This is a genomic window from Oceanobacillus sp. FSL H7-0719, assembly GCF_045040795.1.
GTDB lineage: Bacteria > Bacillota > Bacilli > Bacillales > Amphibacillaceae > Oceanobacillus.
The window spans coordinates 2,469,222-2,490,364 of record NZ_CP150301.1 but is presented as its reverse complement, the minus strand read 5'-3'; the positions used below and the strand labels follow the sequence as shown (position 1 = coordinate 2,490,364).

The following is a 21,143-nucleotide window of genomic DNA, read 5'->3' as shown; positions in this document are numbered from 1 at the left end:
GCATAGATTCATCCTAACACAAAATGGAATTTCTGTAATCTATCATTCCCAAGAGAAAAATAAACATAAACAGCTAGCAAAACGAAATACAAATAGTGGTATCGACCCATTTGATAGCTATATTAAAATGAGATTAAAAAGTTGAAATAGAAAGAAATTATTTTCATTCGTGTTTACCATTTACAATAGGTCACTTCCCATTTAGAATATAGCGTAAATAAATCAGGGGATATGGGAGGGAGAAATTTGGTTTCTTCACTTTTATTTGAAATTATGATCATTGGAATGCTGGGAATCGGCTCACAATGGCTGGCATGGCGATACCGAATGCCTGCGATTGTGATTATGGCCATAGCCGGTTTGCTCGTAGGTCCAATTTTTGGTGTGATTAATCCAGAAGAACATTTTGGTTCGTTATATAGTCCAATAATATCTGTAGCAGTTGCTATCATATTATTTGAAGGCAGTTTGAATTTGAACTTTAAAGAACTGAGAGATGCAGGAAAACCGATATTTCGCATTTCGACTATCGGTGCATTTATTGCATGGATACTTGGTTCACTGACAGCACATTATGTTGCTGGGCTTTCGTGGGCGGTTGCGTTTGTAATTGGCGGTTTATTCATTGTTACAGGACCTACCGTTATTATGCCGCTGCTGCGCCAGTCGAAGCTCAAATCAAGAGTGGCAAAAATTCTTAAATGGGAAGGGATCGTTGTTGATCCAATTGGTGCGCTGCTTGCTGTTTTTGCTTTTGAAATTATAACATTTATTACCGCAGACAATCCGGATGGCACGAAGCTGTTCCTGTTCTTCGCTGCTTCGCTCTTTGCGATCTTTATAGGCTGGATTTGCGGGAAAGGCTTAGGCTGGATGTTTGAAACAGGCCATATTCCTGAGTTCCTAAAATCACCTGCTGTTATTGTTGTTGTCATCTTCTGTTTTACAGCAGCTGATTTAACGATGCATGAGACAGGTTTGCTTTCTGTCACTGCAATGGGAATTACCTTGGCCAATATGGGAATTAGTTCTATTTCCGATATGCGGCATTTCAAGGAAAATATTTCGGTGCTGCTTATTTCGACGATCTTTATTATGCTGACAGCATCGCTTGAAGTAGATACATTGCTTCGTATTTTCAGCCCAAATATTATTGGCTATGTGCTGCTGATGATGTTTGCTGTCCGCCCGCTGTCAATCTTTCTTTCAACAATTGGGACGGGACTTTCATTTAATGAAAAAGCACTTGTTGGCTGGATTGCGCCAAGAGGGATTGTTGCACTAACTGTTTCAGGATATTTTGCATCTATCTTGCTTGAAGCAGGTTACGAGGATGCAGAGATTTTAACAACACTTACCTTCGCGCTTGTCTTCTTTACGGTAATCTGTCATGGCTTTTCAATTGGCTGGTTATCAAAGAAACTGGATCTTTCAATGGAAGGAAATCCTGGTGTCTTAATTGATGGAAGCAACCGTTTCACTGTAGAACTTGCAAAATCGCTGAAGAAGAGCGGGAGACCTGTTCTGATTGCGGACAGTTCCTGGGCGAATCTGAAAAGGGCAAGGGACGAAGGAATTGAACATTATCATGGCAGTTTGCTGTCTGAGCAGACGGAATATAATTTAAATACAATTCCGTATGAATACTTACTTGCTCTAACAGATGATCATGCATACAATTCACTTATTTGTACAACGTTTATGCCAGAATATGGACGGACAAATGTGTTTAAGGTGAGTCCTTATCAAATGCTCGGCAAAGGCTATTCTGCAGGTGTCGTTTCCAAGGTTGGCGGCAGGATTTTATTTGATAAGAAGTTCAGCTTCGATGATTTGAATCAAAAGCTTGAAGCGGGCTATGTTTTCCGTCAGACAACTTTAACAGAGCAATATACCTATAAGCAGTATAAAGAGGAGAAGGACGATTCAACGGTATTTTTATATCTTATCAAGCCTTCTGGACAGCTCAAGTTTTATTCAGAGGAAATGCGCACCGTGCCAGCGTCAGGAGATAAAATTGTAAGTTTGACCCCGCCGCTGAAGGAGAAGGAAAAAATCGAAACAAAGTTAAAGGCACAGCGCAATGGAAACCAGTAATAGAATAAATGATTGCAGCGAGAATCATCCTGGATAAGAGTTTCTATATGATGTTTTTCGCCATGTAAAATAAAAGAAGAGTGAGGCTCAGGCTTCACTCTTCTTCGATTTCATCAAGCTTACGGTTAACCTCAGCGATTTCGCCTTCTAAACGAATCAATTGCCCTTCTGCTGAAGAAACCCTGCCTTTTACATATTCTAATTTATCCATATCACTTTGAATCCGGACATAATCCGATTTCAACTCATCTAACTTTGCTTGTAATTCTTTCTTTGTCAACTGTATCATCCCCTTTACAGAAAAGACTGCTTTATCTATTGTAATACTTTCATCATTTTATTCCCAGCAGGAAACTGCTCTCTTAAAGCAGGGCATCTTCCTTATTTTTCTTTGAATCTACATAAGTTTCATAGAAATGTACGATGATTGTCCGGATTACTGCATAGAAAGGCACTGCAAACAGGATGCCAATAAATCCAGCAATGCTCCCCGCTGCCAGGATGACTGTGATAATCGTCAATGGATGCAAGTTTAATACCTGCCCCATGATATTTGGAGAAATAAAATTACTTTCTATTTGCTGTGCAAGAATCATAATGATGGATACCCATATTAAATTCATTGGGTCCTGAAATGCACCAATTAGCAATGCAGGGGTTACTGCTATAAAAGGACCAAGATATGGAATAACATTTGTTACCATTCCGAATAATGCAAGTGCTACAGAATAGTCCAGACCGATAATCCAATAGCCGATAAGCAGCAGAATACCTACAACAAAGCTTACAATCAACTGCCCCTGAATAAAGGAAGTTAATACATTATCAATTTTCATCAGTAAACTGCGAATGTTAGCAGCTTTTTTCCTGGAGAAGAATTTAGTGATAAAAGGCACCAGCTTCTCCCCATCTTTCAGCATAAAGAATAAGAAAAACGGAATGAGAACAATCCCAGCTATAATGCTGATGACTTGTCCGATTAAGCCGCTGATAAATCCGATAACATAGTTAACGATATCTTCAATGTGGGAAGGAATGTTATTTGTAAAATCATTGATTGCAGTTAGTACTTGGTCAGGAATGCTTGTGTAGTTAACTTGCCAGTATGCAATGAAATCCTGTGCGACTCTGACCATTGCAGGAATGCTGTTCATCAGATTTGTCGTCTGATCACGAACAATTGGCCAAATATACATCACGAAAAGAAAAGCTGCAACGAGTATAACGATAAAGACCAGGATAATGGAGACAATCCGATGAATTTTAAACCGCTCAAAAAATTTCATCAGCGGTTTTGTTAAATAGTAAAGAATACCAGCGCCAATAATTGGGAATGCGACTGCACCAACTAATTTAAAAATGGGCATAAAGATGAAATCTGTAATCGACACCAATAGTACTAACAGAAATATTAATATTAAACCAATCAAAACTTCAAAAAATCTTTTATTTTTCAGGAAGCATCCCCTCTTTCTTCAGACATAAATAATCTCTTCGAACAAATTTAAGTTCTTTCTACTATTTTACCCATATTTGATTATAATAGAAAGTGTCGACTATTATTATTTACCTAAAATAATGTCTTATTCAATAAAGAAAAAAGATTAATAGAATATTCAATATCTGTATGTTACTATTTGAACTATATTCTGTATAAAGGGGAATACATATGGCTAAAGGCTGGGAAGATACTTATGAGCGGTGGGCTCATTTTCAAGGCTTAGATCGCAATTTAAAGAAAGAGTTAGAAGACATGCAAACAGACTTGGTAAAGCTTGAAGATGCTTTTTATCAGGAGCTGACTTTTGGTACGGGCGGAATCCGCGGAGTGCTTGGACCAGGAACCAACCGTATGAATATATATACTGTCAGAAAAGCAGTACAGGGGCTGGCAAACTATTTAAAGGAAAACGGTGTAAATGTAAAGCAACGCGGCGTTGTGATTGCGTATGATTCAAGATATATGTCAAAAGAATTTGCAATAGAAGCAGCGAGTGTCTTAGGAACACATGGAATACGTTCTTATGTATTCCAATCGATAAGACCAACACCATTACTTTCGTTTGCTGTTCGTCATCTGGGAACAGTGGCAGGTATTATGATAACGGCCAGCCATAATCCGCCAGAATATAATGGGCTCAAGGTATATAACGAAAAAGGCGGTCAAATCATCCCAGAAGAAGCAGAGATAATCATTGAAGAAATTCAGAAAATTGAGGATGAACTTGCCATTCCTGCGCTTACTCAGGAAGAGTTAGAAGACCAACAATTAATAAACTGGACAGCAGAGGAAATTGATTTTGCATATTTAGATCGCTTAAATGGCATTTCACGTATGGATGAAGCTACTTTTAAACAACCTAAAGACTTAAAAATCGTTTATACACCACTTCATGGAACCGGAACAAATTTAATAAAGCTGGGTTTAGAGCAAATGAATTTCTCTAATGTGAGCATTGTTGAAGAACAGGCTGTCCCAGATCCGGAATTTTCAACTGTAGAATCTCCGAATCCAGAGGAGCACCAGGCTTTCAAACTAGCGATGGAATACGGAAAAAAGGCAGATGCAGATATTCTTTTAGCAACAGATCCAGATGGAGATCGGCTTGGCGCTGCTGTTAAAAATCCAGCAGGTGATTATGTTGTCCTTACGGGAAATCAGCTTGGCTCCTTGCTTTTAGACTACATTCTTGCACACAGTGATTCAAATGTTTTTCGCAATGCGCGTATGATTAAGACTGTTGTAACGACGGAGCTGGGCAGGGCGATTGCTGATTCCTATAATATAGAGACAATCGAGACGCTTACAGGCTTTAAATATATCGCGGATAAAATTGCTCACTTTGATGCTACTGGTGAAACGTTTATTTTTGGTTATGAAGAAAGCTATGGCTATTTAGTCAGTGGATTTGCTCGTGATAAAGATGCAGTCCAGGCAGCAGTTCTGACAGCTGAAATGGCAAATTATTGGAAAACCCAAGGGAAATCTGTATTAGATGCACTTGAGGGCTTATATGAAAAGCATGGGTATTATTTAGAAGGAATGCGTTCGCTAAAGCTTGAAGGAAAAGAAGGCAGCAAGCAAATCGCACAGATTATGGACGAAATCCGCAATCATCCATTTAAAGAGATTGCCGGATTTACTGTAGAAAAAGTTGAAAACTATTTAACAAGTGAAAGATTGCTTGTTAAAGATAACCATATGGAAACAATCGAGCTCCCACAAGAGAACATGATGAAATTCATTTTAAATGAACATGCTTGGATTTGTTTCCGTCCATCAGGAACGGAACCAAAGTTAAAATACTATTATGGTGTCTGCGGGGCAAGCGAGGAAGATAGCGAAACAAAAATAGCGGCAGTCCAGGCAGACTTAGATGTAATGATTTCAAACATATTGAAACAGTAAAACAGGTATAGTAATGCATATTCTGAGTTATAGTAAATAACCTGTTGGTATTGGTTCGGATATTGACTTTTCGCTATAAATAATGTTTAATTATATTAGATTCTTAAAGGGGAGTAGCTGTACAATTTAAGTCGTCATTACGAGATTCTATCTCCGGCTTGATTGGCAACAACCGTTGTTAGCGAGACCTTTACCAGATACAGGTAAAGGTCTTTTTCTATGGTCTTTATCTGTTGAAAAGACCATTTTTTTATGGAGAAAAGAGGGTAAAGGGTATGGACTAACAGAAAAAAATATGCTGACAAGGTTTTTAGAAAAACAAACGGTTATAAAATTAGTCAGAAAACAAATTGTATGAATGATTAAAGCAGAGAAGGAGTGTGTGCCAATCATGGGTGCGGAATTATTGTTAGAATATCTATGGGTATTAATTGTTTTAATTGGACTTGAAGGGCTCTTAGCAGCAGATAATGCGCTTGTATTAGCAATCATGGTAAGACATTTACCGGAAAAACAACGAAAAAGAGCATTATTCTATGGTCTTGCGGGAGCGTTTGTTCTGCGTTTTGGATCTCTATTCGTCATTTCATTTCTGGTCGAAGTATGGTGGATTCAAGCACTTGGAGCGCTTTACTTATTAGGGATTGCCTTTAAAAATCTGTACGATCGCTTTAAGCCAAAGACAGGGGAAGACGACAAAAAAGTGGAACAGACAGAAATTCACGAGGCTTCGCCAAAAGAATTCTGGCTCACTGTTCTCAAGGTTGAATTCGCTGACTTAGCATTTGCAATTGATTCAATTTTAGCTGCAGTTGCCTTAGCTGTTGCATTGCCGCCAACAGGTCTGGGTGAGATTGGAAGTCTTGATACAGGACAATTCCTAGTTATCTTTACAGGTGGTATGATTGGATTAATTATTATGCGTTTTGCAGCCAATATATTTGTCGGTCTGTTGGCAAAACGGCCAGGTCTGGAAATCGCAGCCTTCACCATTGTTGGCTGGGTAGGGGTTAAATTGGCTGTGCTTGTATTAGCACACCAAGACGTTGGACTTATTCCATACGAATTCCCACACTCAACAGGATGGAAATTAACATTCTACGTCGTACTTGTCTTAATTGCAGTAATCGGCTGGTTCTCTTCCAAAGAAAAGACAACGAAAGTAGACTAATTATAGTTGGATATAATTAAAAGAGGATTGCAGATGAATTTCTGCAATCCTCTTTTTAAAAATAAAATTGATGATTCTCGTATTTTAGATAGACTCCTGACTGCCTTAAACCTGGTAATGACTTTCTAAGATCCGCAAGCCCGTCCAGCGTTCTATTTAGGACGATACTATAGAAGCAGCAACACTGTCATACTCTCAACGGAAAACACGTCTGTGTGCAGGCGAAAAAATAATCCAAGAAAAATTAACATGCCTATTTTCCAATATAATTCAATGATATAATTCTAATTATCTACGCGGAGCAGACCAAATACCCCGAGATTCCTTGGGGAGAAAAGGCAACGGTGAGACTGCGGTATGCGATAGCATACCGGCAGACTAAGTACGCCACGTCCTGTGGCAACGTCTGCACTAGCACGTCCTGTACATCGTGGCTCACCAGCCTCGCCAGGAAAACGAAATGGATTCGGGCTGCGGTTTTTGTGAGTCTCCATTTTCAAGAGTGAAATTAAAGTTTACCTGGCTATTATCCGAATTATGCTACAATAACCCTGAGGTGATAAAATGGCAGAACATCATTTTCATTTAAAAGCAGCATGGCCGGGTGGAAGAAATAGTGTTGGCACAATCGATGCGGGAAACTTAAAAACAAAAATTTCCATCCCGCCAGAAATGGATGGACCTGGTGTAGGAACAAATCCAGATGAAATGCTGCTCGGAGCTGCAGCAACTTGTTACATCATCACTTTGGCAGCAATGATTGAGAGAACGGAACTGCCTTTAAAAGAAATGGCACATGAGGCTGAAGGAATTGTTGATGTGACAAATGGTATCTTTACATATAAAAAAATCATTCATAAGCCCACCGTCGTTCTGACAGATGCTGCAACAGAGAGAGATTATAAGAAGTTGAGAGTCCTCGTTGAAAAAGCGGAAAAAAGCTGTATGATTTCCCGAGCAATCCAAGGAAATGTGGAGCTTGAATTACAGCCAGAGATAAGTTAACTGAATAACCGATAACAGATGAGTTCTGCTAAGAATAAAATACTTAGCAGAGCTTTTTTTATTAAGGCATGCCCGGTTGCTAATTAGAAGAAAGGGGAATAGTGAACAAGAACAGTGATAAACTAACCGAGAGGCCTAGGCATATTTTTTGCTGAAGGGAAATGATTCATTTATACTTTGTTTTCAATCTTAGTGTCCGATAAAAAGTTTACTTGGCAATGTTATTTTCTTGCACAAATAGATAAATCGTTGTATAGTCTATATCGTAGTAATCTTATAGGAATTGAAAAATGAGGAGGAAAGAAGTATGGACACTGTCTTAATACTTATTAATATTATTGTCTTACTTGCCATTATCGGAGTTTTAATATATATGCAAAAAAAGCACGTTTCCTTTGCTAAGCGCGTATTTACAGCGATGGGTGTTGGGATTGTACTTGGAGCTATTTTGCAGGCGATTTATGGTGTGGAATCAGAAGTTTTAACTGGAACGCTTGATTGGTATGGTATTGTTGGCAGTGGATATGTACGGTTATTAATGCTGATTGTTGTGCCGCTGGTAATGGTTTCGATTATTCGTGCAATCATTAACCTAGAGCAAACAAAGCAGTTAGGGAAGATGGCTGCTTGGATAATCGGTATTCTTATCAGTACAACATTGGTTGCAGCGATTGTTGGAATTAGTACAGCATTAGTATTTGATTTGAATGCGGAACAAATTGAAGCTGGCCACGCGGAAAGTGATCAAGCAGCATCAATTGAAGAGCGTTATGCTTCAATGGAAGAGCAATCGACACCGCAGCGTATTTTAAACTTTATTCCAAGCAATATTTTCCTTGATATGACTGGAGAACGTCCGACATCGGTCATTGGAGTTGTTATATTCTCGCTTATTGTCGGGATAGCAGTACTTGGTGTTAGAAGAAAACAGCCAGAGCATGCAGAACTCTTTGTTAAAATGGTGAATGCAATCTATAGTGTTGTCATGAGAATCGTAACGCTCATACTTCGTTTGACTCCATTCGGTGTACTGGCAATGATGACAAATATGGTTGCCACAACAAACTTCCAAGGTGTGTTGGAACTTGGCAAATTTGTTCTTGCATCGTATGTTGCGATTATAGTAATGTTTATTATTCATTTAATTTTAGTTACTGTCTTTGGTTTAAATCCAATGACATATGTGAAAAAGGCGATTCCAGCACTGGTCTTTGCATTTACATCCCGTTCCAGTGCAGGCACCATCCCGATTAATATCCAAGCACAGAAAAATGGTCTTGGAGTAGATGATGGTACTGCGAACATTTCGGCATCATTTGGTGCTACAATGGGGCAGAATGGCTGTGCTGGTATCTATCCGGCAATGCTGGCAGTTATGATTGCACCAACAGTTGGAATTAATCCATTATCATTTGAATTCTTGATTCAGCTTGCATTAATTACTGCAATCAGTTCATTTGGTGTTGCTGGCGTTGGTGGCGGAGCGACATTCGCAGCAATTATCGTTCTTTCATCAATGGGTCTTCCAGTTGGTCTTGCAGGTCTGCTGATCTCTGTAGAAGCATTGATTGATATGGGACGCACAGCACTTAACGTTAACGGTTCAATGGTTGCTGGAACACTGACATCTAAGATTCTTGGTAACCATGATGCAAATAAATTCAATGATAAGCATGCAGTTGCAGATCAAGCTTCTGTTTAAAAAATTGGATACTGCATTACCATGAAAATAAACCAGAGACCGTCTTCCCCTGAGGAAGGCGGTCTTTGCATTTACTCTAAAACGTTCTTTACTTTCCAATGACAAAACGATAACTTTCTTTCATCATAATTACAGCGAACTAACAAAAAGATGAAATTCCAATGTTTTTGCCGTTTCTTTGATGAAAAGAGGGTAGAATAAGAATTAGAGTTACGTATTGCTTTGAAAAAGGGAAGCGATATCAAATAAATCAGAAGGATGAAGCATAATGGAGAGAAATGCGTTTTTTGATAATGCAAGAGTAATATTGATTTTCTTAGTTGTCTTTGGACATATGATTCAGCCGTTTATTGGGAACGCCAATGAAATCCATACATTGTATACATGGATCTATATCTTTCATATGCCCGCCTTTATCTTAATATCTGGATTCTTTGCTAAAGGAGCAGGAGACAAAAAATATATATGGAATCTCATTAAGAAACTGCTTATGCCCTATATAATCTTTCAAGTTATCTATACAGGCTATTATTTCTTAATCGGGAAAGCGGATTGGCAAACAAGTTTATTTTATCCGCATTGGTCACTATGGTTTCTGTTTAGTTTGTTTAGCTGGCATATATTACTATACTTCTTTAAGAAGCTTAAACCAGGATATAGTATTTCACTCGCGCTGGCAATCGGAGTCAGTGTCGGCTATTTCAGCGAAATCGGGCATACCTTCAGCTTATCTCGTACACTTGTGTTTTTCCCATTTTTCCTGATTGGGTACTTGTTAACGGAAAAACAAATCATGCTTGTGAAGAAAAAAGCAGTCATGATTGGCGGGGCTGTTACGATGGCAATATTTGCGGTATTAATTTACTTCTTGCCGGATATCAATACAGGCTGGGTACTGGCATCAAAATCTTATGGTGATCTTGGTGTAACAGAATTTGGCGGCTTGCTGCGCATACTTATTTACACTGTTTCGGGATTAATGACAGTGAGTGTGCTTGCTTGGATACCGAAGAATACAATCGCCGGTGTCACGCATCTTGGGTCAAGAACCATTTACGTTTATTTATTGCATGGTTTCTTTATTCAATACTTCCGTCAAATTGAACTTTTCAATGTGGATAATTTAATTGATGTGATTGGAATTGCAGCAATTTCAGCAGCTCTTGTTTATCTGCTGTCCTCTAAGCCGATTTTGGGTATTTCCCAGCCGCTTATCGAGGGGAAAATGACACGGCTTAAAGATAAATTCAGCCGCGATAAAACACAAACAGACTCCTGATAAAGACGTAGGGACAAAAGAAATATAATTTAATAAAATCCGAACGATAAATTAAATTCGTTCGGATTTTAAGTGGAATCCTAATTACTTCAATTCAGTGCTTTACGGACACCTCTGGAAAATCGCAGCCCGAATACACTTCGCTTTCCAGGGGCGGCTGGTGAGCCACTCGCGCTAACGCACTCGCAGTCTCACCTAGGCCTTTCCTCCCCTAGGAGTCTTCGTGTATTCGGGCTGCTAAGTGCTGATTAGCTTATTTTGCGTTCTAATTATAGTTATAAAAGAGTGGCTCCTTGTCTTAAGCTATCAGCTGAAATGCCTGTATGTGTATACTTTAAAATAGTCAAGTGAGATTAACATGCATATCTGCTGCCAAAATTCAATGAAATAACTATTTGTTTATCCGGGGAGCATTCCAAATGCCCCGAGACTCCTGCAGGAAGAGAGGCCTAGATGAGACCTTGGAGTGCATCAGCACGGAAGGGGCTCATCAGCCGCCTGCGGAAAGCGAAGGGGCAATTGGAATGCGGACCTTCAGCAGGATAATCAAACAGCAAAACGAACATTACTCTGAATTAAATTAATCAGCACTTTCTATCGACTATGAATTATTCTCCAGTTATAAAAAGTTAACATTAAAAGCTCTTTATTCGATAATGTTAACTTTTTATTTGGTTGGTATTAGTTAAGTCCCGGACTCTTTTCATATTCACTGCTAACAAGCAATTACATACAGCTGAATGAATTAAAACAACATATGCGCGATTAATGTAATAATCGGCAACGTGATAATCGTACGCAGCAGGAAGATAACAATAAGATCAAAGAAAGAAACGGGAATCTTTGAACCTAGCAGCAATCCTCCAACCTCAGATAAGTAGATTAGCTGTGTTACAGATAATGCTGCAATAATAAATCTGGTGATATCAGCTTCAATACCTGAACCAATGATTGATGGCAGAAACATATCCGCGAAACCAATTAGAATCGTTTCAGATGCTTCTTTTGCAAATGGAATCTGCATGAGCTCAAGTAATGGAATGAATGGGGTCCCAAGCCAAGCAAAAACTGGAGTATACTCTGCAATTACAAGAGCAATCAAGCCAAATGCCATAACAACTGGGGCTACTCCCATCCACATATCCAAGATGTTTTGAAGACCTTCTTTGAAAAATTTATAAATGCTTGTTTCTTTTTTCGCACGATCTAATGCATTTTTTAATCCATAATTAAATGGATTATAGCCTTTAGGAATAGATTCATCATTGATGTCTTTTCCCTCATCAATATAACTGTCCTTCTTAAGGGAAAGCGGTGGAATGCGTGGCATAATAATCGCTGCAACAAACCCGGCAACAACAATCGTTAAGTAAAAAGGTACAAACATCGACGCAAGACCAACTTCTTTGAGTACAACTAAAGAAAAGGTAATTGAAACAACTGAGAAAGTTGTTCCAATGACTACGGCTTCCCGTTTTGTATAAAAACCTTCTTCATATTGCTTACTTGTCAGCAGAACCCCAATCGTTCCATCTCCAACCCATGAAGCAAGTGCATCAATTGCTGAACGCCCAGGAAGTTTAAACAAAGGACGCATAATTTTTGTCATAAGAGAACCAAAAAACTCCAACAAACCGAAATTCGTGAGCAGCGGTAAAAATAACCCCGCAAACAAGAAAACAGCGAATAATGTATGCAATAGTCCATCTAATAAGGTACCGCCTGTATCTTCACTGTATAATGCCTCATGTCCAAGCTGAAAATACACAAGCACTGCAAATACAGCTGCAACCACACGGGTAATTGTCCAAAACGTACTTGTTGTAAACAATCCTTTGAAGAAAGGTGTTTTTTCATAAGCCTTTCCTTTTGAAAACCAGCCAATTAATGAACAAACAGCTGTGATGATAATAATGAGCATCATAATGAGTGACAGGTAGGGAGCAAGCAAGTTCTCGACCCAGCCGGCAAGCAATGCAATCGGAATTGTAGTTCCATCTCCTGTTGAAACAGGAGTAATAAATAATAATATTCCAATGAATGAAGGGATAATAAATAATAAATAGTCCTTCAGTTTATAATCTTTTAACATAATATATAATCCTCCAAGGAAATAAATAATACACGCTACCGCATAATTATACATATTAACGAAAAAACATGCAATGCACTTTTCAGTTATTTATATTTTCGGACTTTTACGTTTGTGCAATTTTCATGGATAAGTTAAGGTGGAAATAGGGAAGTATTTAATAGTAGAGGTGGTCACTTTGCATAAGGTGCTCAAGTATAATACTGCCTATCGCTGGATTGTTATTGTCTGGCTTGCAGTAAAATTTATCATAAAAATTTACCTTTTTCTATTTACCCATACTGTGTGGGATGAACAAACCAATACAAAATGGAATCGTATGCTGCAGAATCTGGCAAAGGAATATCGTGTAAAAGCGGAGCGGCTTGGCGGTGTTCTGATTAAAGTAGGACAATTTTTGAGCACGAGAACAGACTTTATGCCAGATGTATTTATCGAAGAGCTTACAGAACTCGTAGACCATGTTCCACCCATGCCATTTGAATATGCCGAAAAGGTGCTTCAAGCAGATTGGGGAGGAAACATCGAAGACCATATTAAGGATATTAATAGAAACTCAATTGCCTCCGCATCGATAGGTGAAGTATATTTTGGCGTTTTAAACGATGGAAGCAAAGTTGCCATCAAAGTAAGACGACATCGGATTGAAGAAATCTTCCATAAGGATTTTATTGCAATGCGCATGGTCTTTTGGATTTTGAAGGTTTTTACATCGTTTGGAAAAAAGGCAGATTTAAAAGCACTTTACCGGGAATTAATTACTGTTATGGAAAGAGAACTTGATTATAACCAGGAGCTTTCTTTTGGCAAATATTTCAGTGAACGCTATGAAGGCTTTGAGAGTATTCGTATCCCCAGATTTTATGAGAAACTAAGCACGAATCGTATTATCGTCATGGAATGGATGAGTGGGGAGAAGATTACAAATACCTCTTTTATGCAGCAGCATGGGATTGACCCGGAGGCTGTATCAAAAAATCTATTCGACTTTTATATCGATCAATTCCTTAACCCTGGAAAGTTCCATGCAGATCCACATGCAGGAAACATTTTGATTCAAAAGGATAGCAGGATTGCAATTCTTGATTTTGGAATGATTGGTGAAATTAAAAAGCAGGACACGGAACATTTTAAGCTGCTTGTGCAGGGTTTTATTATTGATAATTACGATATTGTCATTGATGCACTCGATAAAATGAATTTTCTTTTGCCAAATGCAGATAAAAAGAAAATTAAAGAAGTAATAAAGGATACAGTTGAAATGTATTCAGATGGTTCATTGAAAAACCTAAACGCACAGACAGTCAATCAGCTATTTGATGAAGTCAGTGTCATTATTAAAGACCAGCCGATTCAAATGCCAGCAGATTATACTTACCTGCTTCGGGCGGTTTCCATTGTTGTTGGGATTCTATTCTCTATTAACCCAGACATTGATATAGTCAAATGGGGGAAAGATAAAATTAAAGACTGGTTTGGAACGCGCAGTGTCATCGAGTCTGTTGCCAGGCAATATATCAAAAATGCAGCTGAGCCATTATTATCATACCCGCGCGCTTTGTTGCACTTTCTGGAAAGTGGTGAAAGAGACCGTGCCTGGGACAAAGAGAAATTTAATTTACAGATGAAACATCATTATTATTTACTACTGGAGGTTTTTTCCTTTATTATGGTAGTAGTAGGGACGATAACGAGTCTCTATAGTTTTAGAACAGAAGAACCTCTTTTTGGCTATATTGGTTTAGGAATTGTTGCTTTATTTCTTATTTTGCTGAATATCATTTTGATTTTTCACCGCAGAATGATTCGAAACCACAGAAAGAAGGGGGTGTAGACGATGAGTGATTATCTTAAAAAAGGATTCCTGCTTGGACTTGGTGCTGCAATAAGCGGCAAGGAAAAGCTGGAAAAGAAATTAACTGATCTTGTGGATAAAAATGAAATATCACAAGAACAAGCGAAGCAAGTAATGAATAATTTCATCGAAAAAGGTGAAATGAAAAAGGATGAGTGGTCAGAAAAGCAACAAGAGCAAGCACAAAAGCGTGCTGCCGACCTTGGCTTGGCTACAAAGGAAGATATTGCTGAACTTGAGGCGAGAATTGCTGCCTTAGAAATAAAACTGAATAATCAAGAACAATAACAGCATAAGAACTGGTCGTATATTTGGCCAGTTCTTTTAAGTAAATATGTTCTTGAACAAGGGCTTATTGTGCTTTATAATAAACGATAACATGCTATTATACAAAGAGGAGGCTGCGAAGAAATGTTTGATTTTGAAAAACTCTGCTTTGATACAAAAAAGAAATTGGGAAGAGCATTGAAAGAAAAAGAATTGGAATTTCTGCGCTGGCTCTACGAAAGACATATGGAAGAAATAGCAAAAGAGAATAAAATAAATGGACATAATGAATGGATATGAACAGCTTTAGCAGATAGATACTGCTAAGGCTTATTTTTTGCTGCAGGAAATGAAGAAAATGATTGACGCTTGATAAGTTAGTCTCCAGATTATCCATGCGAATGACAACTTTCACAGAAAATTCATATACGATGGAGCTGGTGATTTGCTCATTACAGTCATCCTTTCAAATTGTCCGCAGACTCATGTTATACTATGGGGAGCTTATGAATGAACCGAAGGAGTGACAAACACGGTGAATAATCTTACAGTCATCAATAAAATGATTCGAGAACTGGAAGCAGCAAAGTATACAGAGCAAAGACAGGATCTGCTACAGCATATCAGCAATGTTCAGCTGTTATGTGAGTTGTTTTTAGAAGAAGAAACGGCACCAGCTTCGAAGACATCTGTATCTGTTCCGTCTGCATTTTCAGACCAGGAAATCAAGGCAATGCTTGGTGAGGATTATAATCGTCAGGCAGAAAAAAGGCAGGATACGAATGCAGACCATGAAGATGCAAATGGAAATTCTATTTTTGATTTTTAATAAAGGAGATAGGCGATAATGAAATTTTTTTTACTTTTAGGTGTAATTAATGGATTTTTATCTGTTGCTTTAGGCGCTTTTGGTGCACATGGATTAGAAGGAAAAGTGACAGAAAAACAATTGGCAACATGGGAGAAAGCGGTAGACTATCAAATGTTCCATGCTGTTGCGCTTTTTGTAACGGGCTTTATCATGGCGAAATTCCAAAGCGGCAGTCTTACTGCGGCAGGATGGATGTTTCTGATAGGAATTATTCTATTCTCCGGAAGCTTGTACATTTACTCGACGACTGCGATTAAAACCTTCGCAATGATTACACCAATTGGCGGTGTAGCTTTCTTAATCGGCTGGATCTTGCTCGGAACAGCAATCGTGAAGTATTTATAATAGAAAAATAAGTGCTGTTGCAAGTAAAAACAAGATGCCTGCGCGGATTGCCTGTTTGAGGCTTTGCAGCTGACGATACGTAGTGAAGTTTTGCGTGAAAGCATCACAGGCCAGACTGATAATAATAAGATAGATGGCTAGCAGGATAAATAGAACAGAAGCTTGAAAGAGGGCAATAATCCCAGTGAGTATTGATAATCCAATAGCAATCAGCTCCAGCCGCATTATTTTTTCATATGGATGTCTCATCACGGAAGACCCCCTTTAAAAGCTTGAAGGATGGCAAGTGCTCAAAACGCTGCCATCCTTATTTTTTATAAAGCAAATTATAATTTTTTATTTATCTTGGTGAATAAGTAGACAGCTGCCCATCAGCATATGGATATTCATAATTAATCTCCTCATTAAATGTTACATAATCAAGATAAACCATTAATAATAATACGCGCCGTCCAGTTCCTTCCTCGCTTAAAATAATATGATCCCTTCCAGCTGCTTCGATAATTCCTGTAAAAGTTCTTTGATTATTTCCTTCAAACGTCATATGAAATGTTCCGAGCTTCCCCCGATTGAGCCGCAGGATATTTTCAATAAATGATTGCTGTATTGGCAGCATGCCTTGTTGATTTCCAGGCGGCTGCCCTGTTGGCGGCATCATTTGCCTATGCTGCTGAAACATCGGCTGAAATTGAAATGGTTGTGGGGGATAAAAAGGGGGATGATATGCATTTTGATATAGATTTTGGTTTTGATATTCCTGTTGTTCGTTTGTTTCTCTTTCTTCACTCACATGTAAAACCTCCTCATCATCTTAAAGATTCTACCGGTAAACGGATGGACATTCAGATTGGGTCGGGGCAAAGAAGCAATGAGACTTAAATCTGCCTACATTCCATTGGCCATACCATTGTGCTGGACAAGCACCTTCAGGCATGAAGAACCACAGGGAGTTTGATGCCGGGTGCTGCTGTTCACCCCGGATAATTCTTCTCGCTAATCTTTTTTCAGAGTCACGGGCACGCTGGTAGAAATATCCTTTCTGTGTTGCTTCAAATCCACCAGGGCTTTGAAAAACCATGTCATTTATATTGCGGATGTTCGTGAAATCTAAACAATCTGCCAGCACGCGATTAATCCCAGTGTTGCCTACCATCAGCATCCCTAAATCTCCATCACCCTCGGCTTCAGCCCGCATTAATCTTGCGAGCAAATCAACGTCCTTTTCCGTATGTGCCACAATAGCCATCAAACATACCTCTCTTCTATTACAACCAGAGATCGATTACTCACTAATTATATGTATGCCCATGAAATAAAATCATGACAATAAACCTTTCACTTTTCAGAAATGAAAAATAGAAGGTCCTAGAAAGGGTTAATTATGTTTAGGGTACTGCTGAATTTAAAATAAATTCAGACTGAAATATAGCATCAAATGGCATTCCAAAATCAAAGTGCCAAGGAAATCCTTTGTGGAACGTCCTTAGCGTACAGATATAGCTATGTTCATTTTAAAACCTGCTTCCTAAAATTAAGCTGGAAACAAAGGCTTTATTTTTCCCCTTCCTTTGATTTCCGTTTTGTGTAAAGCACATAAATAAGGTTTCCAATAGTGACTATTATTGCTCCGGTTAAAAAACCAAGTATTGGATATATATTAGAACCAAATACGAAGAGCAAAATAGCTGCCAGAATAAATCCTCCCCAACTACCTATAGTAAAACGCCACGGATGTTCATTATTTAATAGCATCATGCTTTACCCTCCCTTTCCGGTGTGAAAAATGAATTTTTTGAGAGGCCTGCCCTTTAGATTTTTAACGATTGTTTTCCTAGCATAATATTGTTTATTATTTTTTATAAGATTACTTGAAACCTTCTGTAAAAAAACCTGTGGTTCATCTGGTGCAAGTGCGGGATTTTCCATGTGAACGGGCTGCTTACTGTGCTATATATTATGTGGTGTATTGTTTTGATGTCGTAATAATGAAGATTTTATTTCTGATTGATTCAAGCGCATATCTGCTTGCGAAAACGGAGGAGATACGTATCTGTCTGAATAGAAACAGTCCAAATCCCTCACGGAAAGTTTGGGGGATTTGGACTGTTGTTTTTCCACTATCGATTAGGAAACGGTCTTCTGCTTACAGCTCAAAGTAGTTTGCGAATTGGTCTTCGGGCAAGTAAGCGCCGATGGTAAAGTCACCGAATTCGGCATACTTTGTTGTTACTTCGTCAAAACGCATTTCATAAACAATTTTCTTGAACTGTAATGGGTCATGGGCGAATAAAGTTACACACCATTCCCATTCATCAAGACCAATCGAGCCACTGATAATTTCTTTTACTTTACCAGCATATTTACGCCCTGTCATACCATGGTCATAAAGCAGTCTAGTACGTTCTGCTTTCGAAATTTCAAACCAGTTGGCATTTTGCTCGCGGCGGCGGCCCATTGGGTAGAAGCAAGCATACTCCCATTTAGGCAAAATAGGGTACAGACGTGCTTTTACGTGCGGCGAAAGCTCACGGTCTTTCCCTTCATCCATTGGATTGTGCATTGTCATTTCCACGATGGAAACATATGAATAAGCAGGGATCAGGAAATCACCAAGCTTCGAACGATTGATATCACGTTTAATTTCTTCTAATTCATCCATTGTAGGACGCAGAAAGATGAATAATAGATCAGCTTTGTTTCCAATAACTTTATATACAGAGTGACTGCCATTTTCAGCTGCTTCTACAGCATTCCATTTCTTCATGAGTTCTTTAAATTCATCAATAGCAGCTTTTCTTTCTTCTTTAGATGTCAATTTCCATGTTGGCCAATCAAATGTGCGTGTATCATGTACTTTACACCAGCCATCCATTGTAACTACTGCTTCAGCCATTCAAATCTCTCCCTTTTTATGATAGGTTGTTCAAAAACCAGGCATAACGGCTTTTGAACATGTTTATATGAGGTACAACCTGTATTAACTATAGCATACATGCTGAAATCGATTCACCCCGGAACACAATATTTGCGGTATTGTCATAGCTTTGTCAAAGATTATTACGAAATAATGGTACCAGCTTTCATTCAGGAGCGATATTAGATAAAATGATATATGAATACCTTAACTTAAAATAATGGAGGCTGTTCATAAATGAGTAATCTATTCACAGAATTAACAAAGAAAGTATCCTCTGCAAATAAGAAAATTGTCTTCCCGGAAGCCCTGGATGAGCGTGTTCTCACAGCTGCCAGCAAACTGAGCAAGGAAGAAATTATCCAGCCTATTTTAATTGGCGATGAAAATAGTGTGAAAGAAAAGGCTGCTGAGCATGACTTGGACCTTTCTGGCTGCACAATCATTAACCCTAAAGAATACAGCGGTTTTGAAAATATGGTTGCAGCTTTTGTGGAACGCCGCAAAGGAAAAGCAACTGAAGCAGATGCCCGCACCATTTTACAAGATGAAAATTATTTTGGCACGATGCTTGTTTATCTAAACGAAGCAGACGGTCTAGTAAGCGGGGCAGTACATTCAACCTCTGATACGGTTCGTCCTGCCTTACAGTTAATTAAAACAAAAGCAGGCATAAAGAAAACATCTGGTGTGTTTATTATGGTCCGTGAAGAGGAAAAATATGTATTTGCCGACTGTGCGATCAACATTTCTCCAGATGCAGCAGATTTAGCTGAAATTGCGGTGGAAAGTGCTGTGACGGCTCGTTTATTTGATATTGACCCGCGAGTAGCAATGCTCAGCTTTTCTACAAAAGGTTCCGCAGTCTCTGAAGAAACAGAAAGAGTTGTTGCAGGATTGGAATTAGCGAAAGAAAAAAATCCAGCACTTGTTATTGATGGTGAATTTCAATTTGATGCAGCCTTTGTACCGAGTGTTGCTGAGAAAAAAGCACCTGATTCTGTATTAAAAGGGAATGCGAATGTGTTTGTTTTCCCTAATCTTGAGGCAGGAAATATCGGTTATAAAATTGCGCAGCGTCTTGGAGGTTTCGAGGCAGTTGGTCCAATTCTGCAAGGCTTGAATAAACCAGTGAACGACCTTTCACGTGGTTGCAGTGCGGAAGATGTATATAAATTAGCAATTATTACAGCAGCCCAATCGGCAGCAGAATAAATAAATATCAAAGGAGCATTGTCAGCATATGGACAATGCTCTTTTTATGGATTTTACTCTGCAATCCGTTCATTCCGTTTCAGCATCTGCTTGTATCTCTTTTCGAATGTTTCCTTTTCTTCAGCAGAAAAGTCTGTTATTACAATTTCTTCACTAAACCTTTCGAGTGTGCTGTACACGCGCTGGATAACATTGCGGGCTGTTAATGGTACACCAAGCAGTTGTGATAGCGAGCCCATTACTTCGGGAGTCACCTCTGGATATACAAATTTGGTTTCTTCGTTTTTCTTGCTTAATTGATAGAACTTGCGAATATGGCTTGCACGTTCATAACTGTTGCCACTCACATCTAAGTATATTTGAATGGCAGCAGCATCCTTGATCCTGCGCTGCGAGATACCTGCGAATTTTTTGCCGCCAATGCTCAAATCATAATCCCCAGGACAGTAAGAGCCAACGATTTCATATGCCTCAATGTCTGACGTGAGGTCATGGAACATATACTCAACAAAGCGCACCATTGCTTCATAGCATTCATGGATGGAGATATGCTGTACATCCGGAATAATCAAAGACAAATTCATAACGTCTTGATCTAAGGCAACAGCCAGTCCGCCAGAATTGCGGACAACCACTTCGTAGCCAGCTTGTTTTAAATAAGAAATACCTTCATCAATATATGGAAGCCTTGCATCAGGAATTCCGAGTACGATGGTTTCCGGATGGGACCATAAACGGAAAGCAGGCGGGGACTGCTTCTTGCTTACGGCAGTCGCTATGGCGTCATCAATTGCAAAGGAAGTCATTGCAGTATAGTTTTTATTTTGAAATTCAGCTATATTCGTATGGTCAATATAACGAAAGGTTTTATGTCTGATAATTTCTTCCCAATTCTTCATCTTTTTCTCCTTATCCTTTTTT

Annotated in this window: 21 protein-coding genes; 12 read left to right on the top strand and 9 right to left on the bottom strand. The window is 38.8% G+C overall.

What is annotated here, in order from left to right:
* The first annotated feature begins 246 nt into the window (after window positions 1-246).
* Entirely contained in the window at window positions 247-2,097 is a 1,851-nt protein-coding gene (locus NST93_RS12845) for a cation:proton antiporter (RefSeq protein WP_405097635.1), read from the top strand.
* Window positions 2,098-2,191: 94 nt separating this feature from the next.
* Here NST93_RS12845 and NST93_RS12840 read toward each other — a convergent pair whose 3' ends face one another.
* Window positions 2,192-2,377 carry an SE1832 family protein gene (locus tag NST93_RS12840; protein ID WP_405097633.1) on the bottom strand — a complete coding sequence of 62 codons (186 nt, stop codon included), beginning with the start codon at window positions 2,375-2,377 and terminating at the stop codon, window positions 2,192-2,194.
* Between the two features lie 82 nt (window positions 2,378-2,459).
* The gene (locus NST93_RS12835; RefSeq protein ID WP_405097631.1) at window positions 2,460-3,527 is read right to left on the bottom strand and encodes an AI-2E family transporter; all 1,068 of its coding nucleotides are present in this window, start codon (window positions 3,525-3,527) and stop codon (window positions 2,460-2,462) included.
* A gap of 239 nt (window positions 3,528-3,766) precedes the next feature.
* On the opposite strand from NST93_RS12835, the gene NST93_RS12830 reads away from it, so the two are divergent.
* From NST93_RS12830 to NST93_RS12810, 5 genes are all read left to right on the top strand, one after another.
* Window positions 3,767-5,506 carry a phospho-sugar mutase gene (locus NST93_RS12830; RefSeq protein ID WP_405097629.1) on the top strand — a complete coding sequence of 580 codons (1,740 nt, stop codon included), beginning with the start codon at window positions 3,767-3,769 and terminating at the stop codon, window positions 5,504-5,506.
* A gap of 391 nt (window positions 5,507-5,897) precedes the next feature.
* Window positions 5,898-6,677, top strand: a complete 780-nt coding sequence (locus NST93_RS12825) for a TerC family protein (protein ID WP_405097627.1) — start codon at window positions 5,898-5,900, stop codon at window positions 6,675-6,677.
* Window positions 6,678-7,241: 564 nt separating this feature from the next.
* The gene (locus NST93_RS12820) at window positions 7,242-7,682 is read left to right on the top strand and encodes an OsmC family protein (protein ID WP_405097625.1); all 441 of its coding nucleotides are present in this window, start codon (window positions 7,242-7,244) and stop codon (window positions 7,680-7,682) included.
* A 307-nt stretch (window positions 7,683-7,989) separates the two neighbouring features.
* A complete protein-coding gene (locus NST93_RS12815) occupies window positions 7,990-9,384 on the top strand; it encodes an L-cystine transporter (protein ID WP_405097623.1) in 1,395 nt (464 codons plus the stop codon).
* Between the two features lie 268 nt (window positions 9,385-9,652).
* Window positions 9,653-10,663, top strand: coding sequence for an acyltransferase family protein (locus NST93_RS12810; protein WP_405097621.1), 1,011 nt, complete (start codon window positions 9,653-9,655; stop codon window positions 10,661-10,663).
* A 745-nt stretch (window positions 10,664-11,408) separates the two neighbouring features.
* Here NST93_RS12810 and NST93_RS12805 read toward each other — a convergent pair.
* A complete protein-coding gene (locus NST93_RS12805; RefSeq protein ID WP_405097619.1) occupies window positions 11,409-12,755 on the bottom strand; it encodes a YjiH family protein in 1,347 nt (448 codons plus the stop codon).
* A 187-nt stretch (window positions 12,756-12,942) separates the two neighbouring features.
* Here NST93_RS12805 and NST93_RS12800 point away from each other — a divergent pair, with 187 nt between their 5' ends.
* The 5 genes from NST93_RS12800 (at window position 12,943) to NST93_RS12780 (ending at window position 16,093) form a co-directional block, all read left to right on the top strand.
* On the top strand, window positions 12,943-14,589 hold the full coding sequence (locus tag NST93_RS12800; protein WP_405103872.1) for an ABC1 kinase family protein: 1,647 nt from the start codon (window positions 12,943-12,945) through the stop codon (window positions 14,587-14,589).
* A gap of 3 nt (window positions 14,590-14,592) precedes the next feature.
* Window positions 14,593-14,898 carry a phasin family protein gene (locus NST93_RS12795; protein WP_405097617.1) on the top strand — a complete coding sequence of 102 codons (306 nt, stop codon included), beginning with the start codon at window positions 14,593-14,595 and terminating at the stop codon, window positions 14,896-14,898.
* 123 nt (window positions 14,899-15,021) lie between these two features.
* Window positions 15,022-15,177, top strand: a complete 156-nt coding sequence (locus NST93_RS12790; protein ID WP_405097615.1) for a hypothetical protein — start codon at window positions 15,022-15,024, stop codon at window positions 15,175-15,177.
* Between the two features lie 235 nt (window positions 15,178-15,412).
* Window positions 15,413-15,706 (top strand): DUF5327 family protein, encoded by a 294-nt coding sequence (locus NST93_RS12785; RefSeq protein WP_405097613.1) that lies wholly within the window; start codon window positions 15,413-15,415, stop codon window positions 15,704-15,706.
* A gap of 18 nt (window positions 15,707-15,724) precedes the next feature.
* The gene (locus NST93_RS12780) at window positions 15,725-16,093 is read left to right on the top strand and encodes a DUF423 domain-containing protein (RefSeq protein WP_405097611.1); all 369 of its coding nucleotides are present in this window, start codon (window positions 15,725-15,727) and stop codon (window positions 16,091-16,093) included.
* On the opposite strand, the gene NST93_RS12775 is transcribed toward NST93_RS12780, so the two are convergent.
* From NST93_RS12775 to hemQ, 5 genes are all read right to left on the bottom strand, one after another.
* The gene (locus tag NST93_RS12775) at window positions 16,088-16,342 is read right to left on the bottom strand and encodes a hypothetical protein (RefSeq protein ID WP_405097609.1); all 255 of its coding nucleotides are present in this window, start codon (window positions 16,340-16,342) and stop codon (window positions 16,088-16,090) included. The genes NST93_RS12780 and NST93_RS12775 overlap by 6 nt on opposite strands.
* A gap of 91 nt (window positions 16,343-16,433) precedes the next feature.
* Window positions 16,434-16,883, bottom strand: coding sequence for a spore coat protein GerQ (gene gerQ, locus NST93_RS12770; protein ID WP_405097607.1), 450 nt, complete (start codon window positions 16,881-16,883; stop codon window positions 16,434-16,436).
* Between the two features lie 30 nt (window positions 16,884-16,913).
* Complete coding sequence (locus NST93_RS12765; protein ID WP_405097605.1) at window positions 16,914-17,339, bottom strand: cell wall hydrolase; 426 nt, start codon at window positions 17,337-17,339, stop codon at window positions 16,914-16,916.
* 305 nt (window positions 17,340-17,644) lie between these two features.
* The gene (locus NST93_RS12760) at window positions 17,645-17,848 is read right to left on the bottom strand and encodes a hypothetical protein (protein ID WP_405097603.1); all 204 of its coding nucleotides are present in this window, start codon (window positions 17,846-17,848) and stop codon (window positions 17,645-17,647) included.
* A 388-nt stretch (window positions 17,849-18,236) separates the two neighbouring features.
* A complete protein-coding gene (gene hemQ / locus NST93_RS12755) occupies window positions 18,237-18,986 on the bottom strand; it encodes a hydrogen peroxide-dependent heme synthase (RefSeq protein ID WP_405097601.1) in 750 nt (249 codons plus the stop codon).
* 258 nt (window positions 18,987-19,244) lie between these two features.
* Here hemQ and pta point away from each other — a divergent pair, with 258 nt between their 5' ends.
* A complete protein-coding gene (gene pta, locus NST93_RS12750) occupies window positions 19,245-20,222 on the top strand; it encodes a phosphate acetyltransferase (protein WP_405097599.1) in 978 nt (325 codons plus the stop codon).
* 53 nt (window positions 20,223-20,275) lie between these two features.
* Here the strand turns inward: pta and NST93_RS12745 are convergent, their stop codons facing one another.
* Window positions 20,276-21,121, bottom strand: coding sequence for a biotin/lipoate A/B protein ligase family protein (locus NST93_RS12745; RefSeq protein ID WP_405097597.1), 846 nt, complete (start codon window positions 21,119-21,121; stop codon window positions 20,276-20,278).
* Window positions 21,122-21,143 lie beyond the last annotated feature (22 nt).